The 17,485-nt window shown below is 40.9% G+C and carries 11 protein-coding genes; 7 read left to right on the top strand and 4 right to left on the bottom strand.

Going from position 1 to position 17,485, the window contains the following annotated elements:
* Positions 1–29: 29 nt before the first annotated feature.
* On the bottom strand, positions 30–2,615 hold the full coding sequence (gene mutS, locus CWB75_RS12815; protein ID WP_138570853.1) for a DNA mismatch repair protein MutS: 2,586 nt from the start codon (positions 2,613–2,615) through the stop codon (positions 30–32).
* Between the two features lie 21 nt (positions 2,616–2,636).
* Here mutS and CWB75_RS12810 point away from each other — a divergent pair, with 21 nt between their 5' ends.
* A complete protein-coding gene (locus CWB75_RS12810; protein ID WP_138570852.1) occupies positions 2,637–3,125 on the top strand; it encodes a CinA family protein in 489 nt (162 codons plus the stop codon).
* A gap of 68 nt (positions 3,126–3,193) precedes the next feature.
* Positions 3,194–4,237 carry a recombinase RecA gene (gene recA / locus CWB75_RS12805; RefSeq protein ID WP_138570851.1) on the top strand — a complete coding sequence of 348 codons (1,044 nt, stop codon included), beginning with the start codon at positions 3,194–3,196 and terminating at the stop codon, positions 4,235–4,237.
* 108 nt (positions 4,238–4,345) lie between these two features.
* Here the strand turns inward: recA and CWB75_RS12800 are convergent, their stop codons facing one another.
* Together CWB75_RS12800 and CWB75_RS12795 are read right to left on the bottom strand one after the other, a co-directional pair.
* A complete protein-coding gene (locus tag CWB75_RS12800) occupies positions 4,346–6,466 on the bottom strand; it encodes a TonB-dependent siderophore receptor (RefSeq protein WP_010387760.1) in 2,121 nt (706 codons plus the stop codon).
* Positions 6,467–6,668: 202 nt separating this feature from the next.
* On the bottom strand, positions 6,669–7,838 hold the full coding sequence (locus CWB75_RS12795) for a DcaP family trimeric outer membrane transporter (protein WP_138570850.1): 1,170 nt from the start codon (positions 7,836–7,838) through the stop codon (positions 6,669–6,671).
* A gap of 417 nt (positions 7,839–8,255) precedes the next feature.
* Between CWB75_RS12795 and acs the strand changes: the two genes are divergently transcribed.
* The 3 genes from acs (at position 8,256) to CWB75_RS12780 (ending at position 12,705) form a co-directional block, all read left to right on the top strand.
* Complete coding sequence (gene acs / locus CWB75_RS12790) at positions 8,256–10,196, top strand: acetate--CoA ligase (protein ID WP_010387762.1); 1,941 nt, start codon at positions 8,256–8,258, stop codon at positions 10,194–10,196.
* 92 nt (positions 10,197–10,288) lie between these two features.
* Positions 10,289–10,939 (top strand): response regulator transcription factor, encoded by a 651-nt coding sequence (locus CWB75_RS12785; RefSeq protein WP_008111545.1) that lies wholly within the window; start codon positions 10,289–10,291, stop codon positions 10,937–10,939.
* A 158-nt stretch (positions 10,940–11,097) separates the two neighbouring features.
* Positions 11,098–12,705, top strand: a complete 1,608-nt coding sequence (locus tag CWB75_RS12780) for an AbgT family transporter (protein WP_055013049.1) — start codon at positions 11,098–11,100, stop codon at positions 12,703–12,705.
* 75 nt (positions 12,706–12,780) lie between these two features.
* Here the strand turns inward: CWB75_RS12780 and purU are convergent, their stop codons facing one another.
* Complete coding sequence (gene purU / locus CWB75_RS12775; RefSeq protein ID WP_138570849.1) at positions 12,781–13,611, bottom strand: formyltetrahydrofolate deformylase; 831 nt, start codon at positions 13,609–13,611, stop codon at positions 12,781–12,783.
* A gap of 406 nt (positions 13,612–14,017) precedes the next feature.
* Here purU and CWB75_RS12770 point away from each other — a divergent pair, with 406 nt between their 5' ends.
* The gene (locus CWB75_RS12770) at positions 14,018–15,685 is read left to right on the top strand and encodes a methyl-accepting chemotaxis protein (protein WP_138570848.1); all 1,668 of its coding nucleotides are present in this window, start codon (positions 14,018–14,020) and stop codon (positions 15,683–15,685) included.
* Positions 15,686–15,908: 223 nt separating this feature from the next.
* Positions 15,909–17,261: a magnesium transporter gene (locus tag CWB75_RS12765; protein WP_010387769.1), complete on the top strand. Its 1,353-nt coding sequence runs from the start codon at positions 15,909–15,911 to the stop codon at positions 17,259–17,261.
* The last annotated feature ends 224 nt before the right edge of the window (positions 17,262–17,485 follow it).

Below are 17,485 nucleotides of genomic sequence, written 5' to 3'. Positions count from 1 at the left end.
GCCCGACCCTTTAGTCGGGCTGTTTGCGTTTAAAGCAGTGCTTTTAATTTATAAAGCAGTTCATGCGCTTGACGCGGTGATAGGTTATCGGGATCTATTGCGGTCATTTGTTGCTCAAGTTCACTAGGCTGAATTATTTGCGGTTCACTATCAAACGGTAAAACCTGTTGCTCTGTGGTGACTGTTGTGACACTTTGATGATTTTCAAGCAAGCTTAGTTTTTGTTTAGCTTGGGCAATAACCGCTTTAGGTACGCCAGCCAGAGCTGCCACTTGCAAACCAAAACTCTTACTCGCAGCACCATCTAATACCGTGTGCATAAAGGCAATGGTATCGTTGTGTTCAATGGCATCTAGGTGCACATTAACCAACCCAGGTGTTTGTTCTGCAAGCTCTGTGAGTTCAAAATAGTGGGTTGCGAACAGAGTTTTAGCTGCTATTTTTGAAGCTAGATGATCAGCTGTCGCGTATGCCAGTGATAAACCATCGTAAGTACTGGTTCCTCGGCCTATTTCATCCATTAATACCAATGATTGTGCGGTGGCATTATTTAAAATTGCCGCAGTTTCTGTCATTTCAACCATAAAAGTAGAGCGCCCAGATGCTAAGTCGTCACTGGCACCAATGCGGGTAAATATTCTATCGATATTACCAATTTTAGCGCTATCGGCAGGAACGTAACAGCCAATATGCGCCATGAGTACTATTAGTGCTGTTTGGCGCATGTAGGTAGATTTACCGCCCATGTTAGGGCCAGTAATTATCAGCATTTTACGCTGGCTATTGAGTTCTACAGGGTTGGCAATAAACGGGTCTTTCATTACTTGCTCAACCACAGGGTGGCGGCCTTGTTTGATGCTGATATTATCGTTATCGCAAAGCTCAGGCTTGGCATAATTAAGTGTTTGGGCACGCTCTGCTAAATTGTTAAGTACATCTAAATCGGCAATTACCGATGCCATTATTTGTAGCTGCTCAATATGCGGCGCTATAAATTCAAATAACTGTTCGTATAGCTGCTTTTCAAGTGCCAGCGCTTTTGATTGGCTGCCGAGGACTTTATCTTCATGTTCTTTAAGTTCTGGAATTATATAACGTTCGTTATTTTTTAACGTTTGACGACGAATATAATCTGCAGGCACTAAGTGCGAGTTAGCGCGGCTCACTTCAATAAAAAAGCCATGCACTCTGTTATAACCAATTTTAAGTGTACTAATACCCGTGCGTTCACGTTCGCGCTGCTCTAGCTGTTCAAGCACATCGGTGGCACCTTGGCTTAAATTACGCCACTCATCAAGTTCGCTGTTATACCCTGGCGCAATAACACCGCCATCACGAATTAACACTGGTGGGTTATCAATCACTGCTCGCTCAAGTAGGGCTTGAAGCTCGGGGAGCTCTTTAGAATGGGCAATAATATGAGAAATACGCGCATCTGTGGCATCGTTTAATAAGCTATGCAGCGGTGCTAATGCTTGAAGTGCACTGCGAAGCCGTGTTAAATCACGTGGGCGAGCGGTATGTAATGCCAAACGAGCAATTACACGTTCTATATCACCAATATCTCTGAGAGCGTCATGCAGCTCACTGCATAATTGTACATCTAAAATAGCACTAATGGCATTTAGACGAGAATTTAACTCGTCTTTATTACGAATAGGGGTATGAATACGGCGCTTCAGTAATCGTGAGCCCATAGCTGTAGCTGTTTTATCAAGCACTTGAGCAAGGGTATTTTCAAAGCCACCTGATAGATTAACGGTAAGTTCAAGGTTTTTGCGAGTTGGCGCATCCAAAATAACCGCATGTTCGTTATGCTCAAGAGTGATTGCGCGAATGTGTGGTAATGCAATACGCTGGGTATCTTTTACGTACTGCATTAAACAGCCTGCCGCTACCAAGGCGCTATGTGCTTTATCGACCCCAAAACCAACTAAATCTTTGGTACCAAACTGCTCACACAGTAAGTGTTGTGCGGTGTCTAGATCAAACTCCCAATCAGGGCGACGACGTGCTCCCTTAATATGTTCAATTAAATGAGTGTTTTCAAAGTGTTCACTATATAGTAATTCAGCAGGGGCTAAGCGTTGTAGGGTTGAGCTAAATGCTTCATCAGTGTTTACTTCAACAACATTGAAGCGTCCTGAGTTGATATCAAGATACGCAACACCGTATTGACCTTTTTTATTTTGCCAAACACTGGTTAGTAAGTTGTCTTGGCGCTCTTGTAGTAAGGCTTCGTCAGAAATAGTTCCTGGGGTTACAATACGGACTACTTTGCGCTCAACAGGGCCTTTGCTGGTGGCAGGGTCACCCACTTGTTCACAAATAGCCACCGACTCGCCCATTTGTACTAAGCGGGCTAAGTAGTTTTCTACCGCATGATAAGGCACGCCCGCCATAGGAATAGGATCGCCCCCTGCTTTGCCACGGTGTGTTTGTGAAATATCAAGCAACTGCGCGGCGCGTTTTGCGTCATCAAAAAAGAGTTCATAAAAATCCCCCATCCGATAAAACAATAAAATATCGCGATGCTCTGATTTTATTTTTAGATACTGCTGCATCATAGGGGTTTGTTGTTTTATAGTGTGCGGTGCATAAAGATCAAACGACATGTATTTACCCAAAGGCTGAATATGGAATTACATCAAGAGATTAAGACACTTGCTGCGCAATTAGGCGCTATTTTAACGGATAAACGCTTATGGATCACTACCGCTGAATCATGTACTGGTGGTGGAGTGAGTTATTCGCTTACCGATACCCCCGGAAGTTCAGCATATATTGACCGTGCATTTGTTACTTATAGCAATAACGCCAAGCAAGAATTACTCAATGTGAAGCATGCTACCCTCGAGCAATTTGGCGCAGTAAGCGAACAAACAGTCATTGAGATGGCTGCAGGTGCCTGTAAGGCAGCAAATGCTGATATTGGCATTGCTATTTCAGGAATTGCAGGTCCAGGTGGTGCCACTGAGGGCAAACCGGTAGGGCTCGTGTGGTTTGGACTGCAAATTAACGGTAAACACTGGACGTTTGAACAAGTATTTAATGGTGATAGGGCGCAAGTTAGGCTGCAAGCTATTGTATTTTCTTTAAAAACTATAATAGAGAAGATAAAATAATAAAATTAGCTTGATACTGTGATTTCATACAGTATACTTGTGTGCATTAGCTGGATTTGGAGAAGAAAATGAACGATAACAAACAAAAAGCGTTGGACGCTGCTTTATCACAAATTGAACGTCAGTTTGGTAAAGGCTCAATCATGAAATTGGGTGACAACAAGGCGTTAAACATTGACGCTGTATCAACAGGCTCGCTAGGTATTGATATTGCTTTAGGTATAGGCGGCTTGCCAATGGGGCGTATTGTTGAAGTATATGGCCCAGAGTCATCAGGTAAAACAACGCTAACATTGCAAGTTATCGCTGAAGCTCAAAAAGAAGGTAAAACGTGTGCCTTTGTTGATGCTGAGCATGCTCTTGATCCAGTTTACGCACAAAAGCTAGGTGTTAATATTGATGAGTTACTTGTATCTCAACCAGATACGGGTGAACAAGCACTGGAAATTTGTGACATGTTAGTGCGTTCAAGCGCGGTTGATGTAGTGATTGTCGATTCGGTTGCTGCATTAACACCAAAAGCGGAGATTGAAGGCGACATGGGTGATTCACACATGGGCCTACAAGCACGTTTAATGTCGCAAGCATTACGTAAGCTTACAGGTAACATTAAGCGCTCAAACACGCTATGTATTTTCATTAACCAAATCCGTATGAAAATTGGTGTAATGTTTGGTAATCCTGAAACAACAACTGGTGGTAACGCCCTGAAATTTTACGCCTCTGTACGTATTGATATTCGTCGTATTGGCTCGGTAAAAGAAGGTGATGAAGTTGTTGGTAACGAAACGCGTGTTAAAGTTGTGAAGAACAAAGTAGCACCGCCGTTCAAACAAGCTGAATTTATCATTATGTATGGTGAAGGTATTTCTAAGCAGGGCGAGCTGATTGATTTAGGTGTTAAGCATAAAATTGTTGAAAAAGCAGGTGCTTGGTACAGCTACAATGGCAACAAAGTTGGCCAAGGTAAGTCTAATTCGATTAAGTTCCTTAAAGAAAACCCTGAAATTGCAGATGAAATTGAAGGTAAATTACGAGAGATGCTATTGCTAAAAGCAACGGTTGAGCCAGAAGATGGCGAAGACGTATTAGGTGATGAAGGCGACCTTTAAGCCCATTTGTTTTAAAGCTTGATTTGACCCGAGCTTAAAAAAAGCGCTAACCATTAGGTTAGCGCTTTTTTATTGTTTGCTATAAAGTGACTTAAAGCCTAGTTAGCTTTATAGCTGCCAGTTAACTGACAATGAGTAGTTACGCGGTGCCCCGTAGTAACCTTGCTCCCAATAAAGGCTGTTTATGTACTTTTCATCAGTACTGTTATTAACATTAAAGGTAACACCGACGTTTTGAGTAATTTCGTAGGTGGCCATTAAATCTAATAAGCCATAAGCATCTTGTTTTGTAGTTGCCAATGCGTTGCCTGCTGGATCTTTTACTTGCACACGGCTAATAGAATCTTGCCAGCGGTAATTAGCACCTAAGGTTAAACCATCAATAAATGGCACTTGATAAGTGGCTGCCATTTTTAATTGGTTTTCTGGGGTGTAATCTTTAACGAGTTCATCACCATCAATACTTAAATTACTAAAGCTGATGCTGGCACTTAAATCATCAGTTAAGCGACCGCTTAATTCAATTTCGAAACCATCACTGTTAATACCATCTGCAGCGTAATAACGCGTATCGCTTGGAAGGGAGCCCGGAAGTGCAACAGCAAGTCCATCTTGCTTAGCATCAAAATAGGCCAGTGTTACAAATACTTGCTCATCTAAAAGTTGTGCTTTTAAACCAACTTCAGCACTTTTACCAATAACAGGAGCCAGTTGTTCAGCGTTAATGTCTAATTCTTTTTGCGGCACAAACGTTTCTGTGTAGCTAGCGTAAGCTGATAATGACTCGGTAAAATCGTACACAGTACCAATGTAAGGAATAACCTCTGAGTCATCGCGGGTTTGCACTACACTATAAGCAGTACCTTTAGTTTCCCAGTCGGTATAGCGTACGCCAGCCAAAATGCTTAATGGATCTGCTAGTTTTATACGAGTTGAAACATAGGCCGATCTTTGTGTATTTTGTACATCACTGCCGTCAGGTTTATCAACCAGTGTTGCTTCTGGTGCTATCCCATCCCAAGTCGCTAAATCAGGCATCGCAGGGAAACCATTTCCTGTGCTGTAGTCATAAAGAGATTGGTCATTAAAGTCCATGTTTGCTTGGCTAATGCCGAATGATAAGTCGTGCTCTAAAGAAAATAGCTCAAACTTACCGCTGGCATATAAATCAAACAAATCTTGTGTGTCTTTGTAATCATAACGACTCGCATAGCCGGTTAAACCTAAACCAGTATCTTTATCTGGGGTACCATATACATAAAATAACTCAGAATTTTGTTCATTTTTTATATGGGCATAACGGGCTTTAGCAACCCAAGTCGCTGATAAGTTTTGCTCAAGTGTTACATAGATACGTTCAGCGCTATTATCCCAATACGACCAATCTGCAGCTGTACTAGTTGACTCATCATAATCAGTTGGTGAACCATCAGTGTAATAAAGCGGTAACGCGCCCCATAGAGGGCTATCGGCATCTTTTTGCTGGTTTACATAGTTAATGCTTAGTAGTGTATCGTCAGTTAGCTTACCCTCATAGGCAAGGTAGGCAATGGTCTTATCGGTTTCGTAACGGTCTAGGTACGACTCTTTATCTTGCTTAGTAAATACAGCACGAACAGCGTGTTCATCGTTAATCGGTGCGGAAACATCAATATCTACACGTTTGTTATTCCACGAACCATAAGAAGCCGATGCATTAGCTTGCGTTGTGTAGGTTGGCTTTTTTAGCACCATATTAATAGTCGCAGATGGGTTACCTGCACCGGTCATCATGCCATTGGCACCACGTACAATTTCAACGCGATCATAAATTGCAGTATCTAGTGTACCTTGAATTGAACCGGAATTTTGCGGTGTCCCTAAGCCATCAATTAAAAAGTTAGTTATTTCAAAACCACGCGCTTTAAAGTAAGTACGGTCAGTTTCTATTTGCTCTACTGTTACGCCAGGTGTGCTTTCTAATACTGCGTTAATATCATCAAGTGAAAAATCATCCATCAGCGCGCGTGAAACAACAGAAATTGACTGTGGGGTCTCTTTAATTGTTAGACCTAGCTTAGTCGCAGACTGTGCTTCTTCGGTGATATAGTTTTTATGATGTTGCCCATAAACGGCTATTTTTTCTAGAGGCAGGTTGTCTTGCGTGTCGTTTGCAACAGCATATCCAGATAAAACCAGTGAAGTAAGTAGACTTAGTTTAAATGCAGAGTTTTTATGTTTGTGCAGCATCTTGTTTCCCATAAGATTAAATTTGGTTGGTAATTTAATCTAAATGAGAGTGATTTGCAATTACGTTTGCGTGGTATTTTACACGTCTTTGACATTTTTTAAGTAAAGCGCATGGATTTGGTTAACTTGAGCTCTGGTTAAAAACAAAAAAAGCGGCCGAAGCCGCTCAGGAAGTAAATCAGTATTTTAATTGGTTAGGAAATTAAAACGCATACTTTACAGAAAATTGTAAACGATCTAGGTCGCCATCTACGCCACTTTCAAGCTCTCGTTCTGCATGTTTAAATTCCGCACCAAAGGTTAGACGTTTAACCGGTGAGTATAAAATATTTGCACTGTAGCTTTGGCTTGATTCTGTAGGATCGCCATACATTGCAAGTAGGTTTTCATCGTTATCAGCAGATAAGAACGAATATAGGAAAGTAGAGCGCCACTGGCTATTCCACTTATGTTGATATGCAATAAAACCTGATGTTGAATCAATCGCATCTAGGTCATCACCATTGAGAACCGCACCACGAGCTACGTTTAGACCAACATAACGACCTAGTCCTTTACCTTGCGTAAGCATAAATTTTAGATTGTCTTGACCAAACTTCACCATACCTGATGCACTAACACCAAATGATGTTTCATCTGCATCAACACCGGCTACTTTGTAAGTTAGTTGACGAGCAAGAGCTGTTACTACAAAGTTACCCCAATCAGCATTGTGGGTATAGCGTGCCGTAAAGTCAGGTAATGAGGCGTCATCAGTCACTGCCATGCCACCACCGGCTGTAGTTATTGTGCTTTCTGGGTTCTCTAGAGAGAATGACCATGCACCGGTAGTGTATTTAATTTGTGATTGACGAACAAACACAGTGCCTTCTGCAGGACCAACAAAATCAAGTGCTTCTGGTAATGCACCGACGTTTTGAAAGTTTGACCACGTTTGACCAAATAACCATCCATCATATGAGATAAATGCATGGCGAATACGCGGCGAATATGAATTAGACACACGCTCGTTACCGCCTGGGGCAGAAGCTAAAAAGTCTAGTTCTATTTTAGTTTTAACCGTTTTACCGTTATCTAATAAGGTAGCAGTTCCAAAATTGAAACGTGACTCACGAGCGTGCATATCAAATACAGCGTCTGAACTATCATCGCTACCGACTGTTAATGTACTTGGTACATAAAAGTCACGGCCAACACTGCTGCCTGCAGGAGCGCCTGCTGAGTAGTCACTCCACATTGCGTCGAGTTTAATGTATCCACCATAGGTGAATTCTGTATCACCTATTTTCGCAGCTGTAGCAGCATAAGCTGTGCTAGAAAGTGCACATAGTACAGCAGTCGCTGCTAGTGTTTTAATTGGAGTAAATTTCATTGTTGCGTCCTTTTATAGGCTACTTGTTGTATGTTGTTTGCTTATGATATGCATTAATGTGTGTTACTTATATAGTACTAACAGATTGAATTTAATTATCTTTAATTTAATTTGTTAGTAAATACGAGTTATTAATAAACAATCAAGGTTTTTATATATTTAAGCTACTGTTGTATATGTACACAATTTACTCAATCAACTATTAGTCTATTAGACTAAGGTTTAATAATTATTGAAGGCTCATATACTTTTATTTAATAGTATGTTTTTTATGTAAATAAGGTGTAGCCATGAGGATTATAGATAAGATAATCGTTGTTTGAACCCAGATACAACTAATGTCTAATATTTAATAGTGCACTGCTGAGTAATCCTTGATGAAAAGCCTAAGGCAAGTAATATAAATTGGAGACTAATATGTCACAAAGTATCTATCCAGTTCCTGCGCAGATAAAAAACGCAGCGCTCGTCGATAATGAAAAATATAATACGATGTATAAACAGTCTATCGAAGACCCTGAAGGGTTTTGGGCTGAGCACGGTAAGCGTCTTGACTGGTTTACTCCATATTCAAAAGTAAAAAACACTTCATTTGACAAAGGCCATATCAATATTAAATGGTATGAAGATGGCTACCTGAATGCCTCTTATAACTGTATTGATCGTCACTTAAAAACAAAAGCGGATAAAGTAGCATTAATTTGGGAAGGTGATGATCCTTCACAAAGCGAAAATATCACCTACCAACAGCTACATGATGAAGTGGCAAAGTTTGCCAATGGTTTAAAAAAATTAGGTGTTAAAAAAGGTGACCGTGTAGCCATTTATATGCCAATGAGCCCGCAAGCTATATACGCAATGCAAGCTTGTGCCCGTATAGGTGCTATTCATTCAGTTATATTCGGTGGCTTTTCACCGTCAGCTATTGCGGATCGTATTAATGATTCGGGTGCTAAAGTGGTTATCACCTCAGATGAAGGCCGACGTGCAGGTAATTGTGTACCGCTAAAAGCCAATGTAGATGAAGCCGTATTACAAGATTCAGTCACCACCGTTGAGCATGTAGTGGTACATAAACTAACTTCAGGCGATGTTGATTGGCACGACCATGATATTTGGTGGCATGACTTAGTTGCAGACCAAGCGCCAGATTGCGAACCTGAACACATGAATGCTGAAGATCCGCTGTTTATTTTATACACATCAGGTTCTACCGGTCAGCCCAAGGGGGTGGTACACACCACTGGTGGCTATTTAGTGTATTCATCTATGACCCACGAATACATTTTTGATTTAAAAGACGATGATATTTTTTGGTGTAGTGCTGATGTTGGCTGGATCACAGGTCACAGTTATATTGCTTATGGGCCGCTCGTTAATGGATGTACGCAAGTCGTATTTGAAGGCGTACCAACTTACCCAACTGCCGGTCGTATGGGCGAAGTGGTTGATAAACATAACGTGACAATTTTATACACAGCACCTACTGCCATTCGTGCATTGATGGCTAAAGGCGAAGAGCCGATTGCAAGCTCACATCGTGACAGCTTACGCATTTTAGGTTCTGTGGGGGAGCCGATCAATCCAGAAGCATGGACCTGGTACTATGAAAAAATTGGTAAGTCGAATTGCCCAATTGTAGATACTTGGTGGCAAACCGAAACCGGTGGCATCATGATTGCTCCATTACCAGGTGCAACCGATATGAAACCTGGCTCTGCAACTCGTCCATTCTTTGGTATTGCACCGGCATTATTTGATGCTGAAGGTAATACATTAGAAGGTGCGGTTGATGGTAACCTTGTGATTTTAGATAGCTGGCCTTCACAAGCACGAACCGTTTATGGCGACCATGAGCGCTTTGAACAAACTTACTTTAGCGCTTATCCTGGTGTGTACTTTACTGGTGACGGTTGTCGTCGTGATGAAGACGGTGATTATTGGATCACAGGACGCGTTGATGACGTACTTAATGTGTCTGGGCACCGTTTAGGTACTGCGGAAATTGAAAGTGCGTTAGTTGCTCATGAAGCTGTAGCTGAAGCAGCAGTAGTAGGCTACCCGCATGATATTAAAGGCCAAGGTATTTACGTTTACATAACTCCTAACGAGGGTGTAACGGTGAGTGATGAGCTAACAAAAGAGATCCGTAATTGGGTACGTAAAGAGCTAAGCCCAATAGCATCACCAGATATGATTCAGTGGTCTCCAGGTTTACCAAAAACACGTTCTGGCAAAATTATGCGTCGTATTTTACGTAAAATCGCGGCAAATGAGCACCAACAGCTTGGTGATACCTCAACACTTGCGGATCCGTCAGTGGTTGATGAGCTAGTAGAAAATCGATTAAATCGTTAATTTCGCGTTAAAAGCTTGATTAGAAGTTGATTCTAAACGTAGTATATCGGCTGTTGTCTATTGGATAGCAGCCGAATTTTTGGGAGTGAACAATGAGTCAGTTTTTAATAGCGGACGATCATCCGTTATTTCGTGAAGCACTAAAGGGCGCTTTGAGTGCAAAGTTTGCAGGTTTAGAAGTATTTGAATCAGCGGATTTTGATAGCACATTGCAGGTGTTAAGCGAACAAGAAGATCTTGATATATTACTACTAGATTTACACATGCCAGGTAACGGTGACTTATACGGCTTGATCCGTATACGTGAAGATTACCCAAGCTTACCTATTGCGGTGGTTTCGGGTAGTGAAGATGTAAATATTGTTTCGAAAGTTATGGGTTATGGGGCAATGGGGTTTATTCCTAAGTCATCATCATCTGACGATATTGCCAACGCAATTAACCAAATACTCGAAGGCGATACTTGGCTGCCAACCGAACTAAAAAGTAAAGTGGCTGAAATAGAAGGCGCAGATAGAGAAATTGCTGCACAAGTAGCATCACTTACTCCACAGCAATACCGTGTATTACAATATTTGCACGAAGGTTTACTGAATAAACAAATTGCGTACGAACTTCACATTTCAGAAGCCACAGTCAAAGCTCACATCACTGCCATATTTAGAAAACTCGGTGTTTATAATCGAACTCAAGCTGTTTTAATTGCTGCAAAACTACAACTAGAACCGATAGAGCAAGCTTAAGCAGACTAAATAAGAGGCGAGAGCCTCTTTTTTGTAACCCCATCACAATAAACCCATCAGTTAATTACCATGACATAACAAGTCATTCATCTTTATTACATGACCTGCTCAGAAAATAATGCTAGGTTACGGGCATTTTGTAATTAAGAGAGCATGGTATGTCAGACTCAATGGACTCACCACACACATCCCAAGATGAAAATCAGGCCGCAAAGGGCGGTTGGTTTAATCGATTTTTAGCCACGGTAGAATTTTTAGGGAATATGCTTCCCCACCCAATTACCTTATTCGCGCTGTTTTGTATTGCCATTATTTTATTTAGTGGCGTTGCTGATTGGTTTGGACTTAGTGCTATCGATCCTCGCCCTGAGGGCTCTGCAGGGCGCGATCCAGATGGTGTAATTGAAGTAGTTAGCTTACTCAGTGCCGAGGGCTTACAGCGTATTGTAACGGGCTTGGTTACTAACTTTACCAGCTTTGCCCCATTAGGTACGGTGTTAGTGGCGCTATTAGGTGTTAGTGTTGCTGAACATTCTGGGCTATTGTCTGCGGCAATGCGTGGCATGGTTATGGGTGCATCTAAACGCTTAGTTACCTTTATGGTGGTATTCGCTGCTATTTTATCAAACACAGCATCTGAGCTGGGTTATGTCGTATTGATCCCCCTAGCGGCAATGATATTTCATAGTTTAGGTCGTCATCCGCTTGCAGGCCTTGCTGCAGCGTTTGCTGGTGTATCGGGTGGCTATAGCGCTAACTTATTACTGGGTACTATCGATCCGTTATTAGCAGGTATTACGACGCCTGCAGCACAAATGATTGATCCAACTTACCAAGTAGGCGCTGAAGCAAACTGGTATTTTATGATGATTTCAGTATTGCTAATTGCTGTTTTAGGTACGCTTGTTACTGAGAAAATTGTTGAGCCACGTTTAGGTAAATATAACCCAGATGAAGCCAGTGAAGATTTAGCTCAAAATAATATTGCCGGTTTAACTGACAAAGAAAAATCAGGTTTAAAATGGGCTGGAGTTTCATTACTTGTTGTTTCGTTGTTGCTCGCTTGGACGATTGTTCCAGCAGACGGTATTTTACGTAACCCTGAAACAGGTCTAGTTGCTCACTCGCCGTTTTTAAAAGGGATTGTTGTTTTTATTTTTGTCACCTTTGGTATTCCGGGTTTTGTGTATGGTCGCGTGGTTGGCACCATGAAAAATGATAAAGACGTGATAAATGCCATGAGCAAAAGTATGAGCTCTATGGGCATGTACATTGTATTAGTGTTTTTTGCTGCGCAGTTTGTGGCATTTTTTAAATGGACTAACTTAGGCACCATTTTAGCGATTAACGGTGCCGCGTTACTACAAGCTCTTAGCTTAACTGGACCGGAAGTATTTGTACTGTTTATTTTGATGTGTGCTTTAGTTAACTTAACTCTAGGCTCATCGTCAGCGCAGTGGGCAGTAACAGCACCTATCTTTGTTCCTATGCTAATGCTCATAGGTTATGCACCCGAGACAATTCAAGCGGCTTATCGTATTGGTGATTCAGTAACTAACTTAATTACCCCGATGATGAGTTACTTTGGTTTAATTCTTGCGGTTGCCACTAAATACAAAAAAGACATGGGAATAGGTACTTTGGTAGCCACTATGTTGCCATACAGCTTAATCTTCTTTGTTGGCTGGGTGGTACTGTTTTACTTATGGGTATTTGTTTTAGGTATGCCAGTAGGCCCTGGGGCACCAACGTATTACACACCCTAGTTAAGTAAGGTTTATTATTTACTTATAAAAATGCCAGCTTATTAGCTGGCATTTTTAATAGCTATATTAAGCTAATTATGAAAATACGACGGTTTTATTGCCATTAATAAACAGCTTATGCTCTGATGCTAGTTGCAGTGCTTTACAAAACACCGTTTTCTCTACATCTTTACCCATTTTAGCCATCATCTCAGCTGTATTCGCATGGGTCACACTCGATACGTCTTGTAAAATAATCGGGCCTTCGTCTAGCTCATTATTAACAAAGTGAGCCGTGGCACCAATAATTTTCACACCACGTTCAAATGCCTGGTGATATGGTTTTGCACCAATAAAAGCAGGTAAAAATGAGTGATGAATATTAATTATTTTACCCTCAAAACGACCCACAAATTCAGGGCTTAAAATACGCATGTATTTAGCTAGGCCAATAATGTCAGGGTTATAGCTGGCAATTAAGTCACCGACTTTTTCGCCGTGCTCACTGCGCGTAAGTCCTTCATGAGAAACCACATGAAAAGGAATATTAAACCCTTTCACTAGAGGCTCTAGAGTAGGGTAGTTAGCGATAACGGCGAGTATCTCTATGTTTAGAGCTTGTTCAAATTGCTTAAGTAACATGCCGCCTAAGCAATGAGCTTCTTTTGTGGCTAATAGTACCACTTTGGTTTTTTCTTCACCGTGCAGTGCCACTTTTGCGCCAGCTGGTAATACGTCGCGCAGTTGTGACAAAAACTCAGCATGTGGTTCGCCCGTAAGCTCTGTGCGCATAAAAAAGCGTTGTGCATCTTTATCAACAAATTCGTTATTACGAATAATATTTAAATTATGCTGATTACACAGTCCGGTAATTTTGGCGATTAAGCCTATATCGTCTGCGCATTGGGTGGTTAGTATATAACTCATTTTCCTCATTCTTACCCAGTGGTTAGTTGCTTCATTATTTGTGTTTTAACTCAGAAAGCAAGACCTTTGTGTGATAGCCAATGTTTAATTTTAATTTACGCTAAGATAGCGTTAGTAAGGTTAATTTAGCTTTAAGTAAGTTTAACAAATTGTGTTCTAGTAAGGATTTAAAACAAGGAACTAAATCAGTTGTTTATTACTATGTTTATACTATTGTCTAGTTAAAAAGTTGTTTTTAGTGTGCTTTACTAGCATACGAGTATATTAAATTGCGAATTAACTCTGTTTGTGCTTAATTTGTATACAAGTGTGGCGCTATTGTAAGTAATATAAACAATGGAAACTTAGCTGCTAAGCGGCTGAAAAATAAAAAGCTTAATGGCTTATAATGTTAATTGGAGAAATAATGGGTAATTTAAGCTTAAAAAACAAGTTGCTACTGTTGGCTGTTTTACCATTGATAGTATTACTAATCAGTTTTATGGCGGGCTCTTATTATTTAGAGAAGCAGAATCAACAGCAAAACTTTAATGAGTTCAAAACTAAATTAATTGCTGATAAACAGACTCTATTAAGAACAGAAATAGAAATCGGCTCTAAAGTAGTGCAATACCAATTAGCACAAGGAAATGAACAAGACGCTAAAAATGCGTTGCGAGATTTAACTTTTGGCGAAGATGGTTACTACTTTATTTATGATACCGATGGTATTAGTGTTTTTCATGCATTACTGGGTGATGCAATAGAAGGTCAAAATAAAATAGGAATGACCGACCCAAACGGTAAAAAAATAGTGGTTGGCTTACTTGAGCAAGCGCGTAAAGGCGGTGGCTCGTTTACCTATCATTTTCAAAAGCCCAACACCACCGGCTTAGTCGAAAAAATTGGTTATGCTGCAATGATCCCAGGTACCAATTGGATGATTGGAACTGGCACATATATGGATGATATTGAAGCTGAGTTGGTAAAGTATCAAGCAACTATGGAACGCCATTTAAGTGAAAAAATGACCACTTTGGTTTTAATATCACTTCTGCTTCTTGGTTTAGCAGCAGCCGGTGCGTTGTATGCTTCTAATAATATGCTAAAACCGATTAAACGTATGGTGCAAAGCTTAGATGATATTGCCAAAGGGGAGGGGGATTTAACCCGACGCTTAGAAATAGATACTCATGATGAAATTGGTCAGTTAGGTGAATCTTTCAATGTATTTGTGAGCAAGCTACACAGTATTATTGCCGGTGTGGTTGATGTAACAAGTGACGTTAAAACAGCTTCTTCAGATATTAATACGCAAACATTACTCATAGAAGACAAGTTATTAAAGCATAACCATGAAACCGATTTAGTGGCAACGGCGATTACCGAAATGTCAGCAACCTCGCATGAAGTTGCGCAAAATACCACACAAGTTGCGGTATCAACTCAGGCGGCAACAAAAGAAGTGGCTAACGCGCAAGATTGTGTGGATGTTTCACTGAGCGAAGTATCAAACTTAATGGGCGAAATTAATCAAGCAGCAGAGCAGGTTAACTCGTTAAGTGAGCAATCTAAAAAAATTAATAGCGTATTGAGTGTAATTGGTGGCATTGCTGAACAAACAAACTTATTGGCATTAAATGCGGCAATTGAAGCGGCACGCGCAGGTGAGCAAGGCCGGGGGTTTGCGGTGGTGGCTGATGAAGTTAGAAGCTTAGCGAGCAGAACCCAAGACAGTACATTAGAAATTAACGAAATGCTAAGTGAGTTACATAATTTAGTAACGGCAGCTGTTGATGCTATGCATGCGAGTCAACAAAGCTGTAATCGTTCAGTTGAGTCTTCTCGCGCTATTTCTGAAAGCTTAGGTGCGGTAACCACGTCCGTGACCACCATTAATGATATGAGTACGCAAATTGCCACAGCAGCAACAGAGCAAAGCAGTGTAACAGAAGAAATTAACCGTAACGTGTATGCGATTCAAGAAATAGTTAATGAGTTAACACAGTCGAGTAAAACCACTTCTTCAGTAAGTCAGCACCTAGCAGGGCGAGGTGAAAGCTTGGGTGACCTAGTAGGACAATTTAAAATATAGATAGCGTGATTTAAATTGCTAACTACGCTAAGCCGTAACATTATTTGTTACGGCTTTTTTATTGGTTGGCGCTGAGTGGGTGATAGTAGCTATAAATATCTAACGACACAGAGATTTTTTAATATTTTTATTCGTCTCTAATGTACACTATTAGCTATTCTTATTAATAAGTGCTTACTTATTACAGTAAATTTATAGTGAAAGACTATTTTAGGGTTTTGAAATGATAGAGTATCCGGTTGATCAGTTACCACAACTCATAAACGATTTATTGCAGTGTGATACCACAGAGCGCAAAAATAAATTACTTATAGATGCTCAACAAACCTTATCAACCGAACACTTATCTTTGTTGTTTGAAGCTATTCCTAAAGAGCAACGCCTTGAAATTTGGCATTTATTAGATGAAGACACGCAACACGAAATTTTCGTTAATTTAAGTGAAGATAGCTGTTTGTGGTTATTGCAGACTTTAGATGACAGCGACGGTTTTAAATTATTAGACGAAGTTAACGTTGAAGAGCTGCTTGAGTTAGAAGAAGTTATTCCACAACGTTTTATTGATTATGCAAAAAAGCAGCTAGATGAAGCACAAACCAAACAATACGAACTGGCGCAACAATATACACCTGAGCAGTTAGGTCACTGGATTGGCTTTGACTTTTTAAAGGTGTCTGACAAGCTCACTGCGGGTGGCGCTAAAAAGCTGCTACACAAAGGGTTACCGCAGTACAGCGAAGTGATTTATTTAGTGAGCCGTAAAGGTAGCTTAATCGGCGAAGTGGCAGTTAATGACCTAATAAAAGCAAATGATAACGAGAGCTTAATGACTCTTGCTAATCATGACTTTACCTCATTGCACGCAGACCATGATTTATATGAAGCCGCAGAAGTGGTTATTCACAGCGAGCAAATGGCCATGCCCGTAGTTAATGCCGATAACAAACTAATAGGGCGTTTAACCATTGCATCGGCTTACGAGTTACGTCAAGAAATTGCTGACGAAGCAGCAGCAAAAGCCGGTGGTTTACGTGAAGACGAAGATTTATTTGCCAGTGTTCGTAAAAGTGCTAAAAACCGTGGTATTTGGTTAGGTATAAACTTAGCAACAGCATTTTTAGCTTCGTGGTTTATAGGCTTATTTGGCGCCACCATAGAACAAGTGGTGGCACTTGCGGTATTAATGCCTGTAGTGGCGTCAATGGGCGGAATAGCGGGTAGTCAAACCTTAACAGTTATAGTGCGCGGTCTTGCGCTTGGTCAGGTTACCGACTCAAACCGTAACGCTCTACTCAAAAAAGAGCTGCGTGTAGGGGCGGTAAATGGCTTGGTATGGGCTTTAGTGATTGGTTTGCTAACGTATCTATGGTTTAACGATATTATGCTTAGTATAACCATTACCGTGGCAATACTGCTGAATTTAGTGGCTGCATCGTTGGCGGGCGTAGTGATCCCGTCTATTTTAGATAAAATGAAAATTGATCCAGCATTATCAGGCTCAGTTATTTTAACCACAGTAACTGATATTGTCGGCTTTGTGACCTTTTTAGGGTTAGGTAGTTTGTTGTTACTTTAGGGTCTGTTGATCTTTCAAGGTTAAATTTGCAGCAGTTTGTTTGGTATTTAGGCAAGGCAGAGCCTATGTAGTGTGGTTATTCCCCATAAGTAGGCGATAACGCCGCATTAATACCAAACAGGCGCTGCCCTTCGGGTTCTTCCTAGGGGCGATTTACTCTTTGTTGCTAGGTTTTTACGTAGACCACTCGGTAACAACCCTCGCGCCGCGATTAAAGCGCCCCG

The sequence above is a fragment of the Pseudoalteromonas sp. S1608 genome, assembly GCF_005887265.1.
GTDB classification, from domain to species: Bacteria; Pseudomonadota; Gammaproteobacteria; order Enterobacterales; family Alteromonadaceae; genus Pseudoalteromonas; species Pseudoalteromonas undina.
Note: the sequence above shows the minus strand (reverse complement) of the source record. Positions and strands in the feature narration are given on the sequence as shown.

Bases quoted from the DNA above. Each gene is read 5' to 3' on its own strand.
- acs (WP_010387762.1), top strand. From the start codon at position 8,256: ATGTCACAAAGTATCTATCCAGTTCCTGCGCAGATAAAAAACGCAGCG.
- CWB75_RS12795 (WP_138570850.1), bottom strand. From the start codon at position 7,838: ATGAAATTTACTCCAATTAAAACACTAGCAGCGACTGCTGTACTATGT.
- CWB75_RS12765 (WP_010387769.1), top strand. From the start codon at position 15,909: ATGATAGAGTATCCGGTTGATCAGTTACCACAACTCATAAACGATTTA.
- recA (WP_138570851.1), top strand. From the start codon at position 3,194: ATGAACGATAACAAACAAAAAGCGTTGGACGCTGCTTTATCACAAATT.
- CWB75_RS12800 (WP_010387760.1), bottom strand. From the start codon at position 6,466: ATGCTGCACAAACATAAAAACTCTGCATTTAAACTAAGTCTACTTACT.
- mutS (WP_138570853.1), bottom strand. From the start codon at position 2,615: ATGTCGTTTGATCTTTATGCACCGCACACTATAAAACAACAAACCCCT.
- CWB75_RS12770 (WP_138570848.1), top strand. From the start codon at position 14,018: ATGGGTAATTTAAGCTTAAAAAACAAGTTGCTACTGTTGGCTGTTTTA.
- CWB75_RS12780 (WP_055013049.1), top strand. From the start codon at position 11,098: ATGTCAGACTCAATGGACTCACCACACACATCCCAAGATGAAAATCAG.
- CWB75_RS12785 (WP_008111545.1), top strand. From the start codon at position 10,289: ATGAGTCAGTTTTTAATAGCGGACGATCATCCGTTATTTCGTGAAGCA.
- purU (WP_138570849.1), bottom strand. From the start codon at position 13,611: ATGAGTTATATACTAACCACCCAATGCGCAGACGATATAGGCTTAATC.
- CWB75_RS12810 (WP_138570852.1), top strand. From the start codon at position 2,637: ATGGAATTACATCAAGAGATTAAGACACTTGCTGCGCAATTAGGCGCT.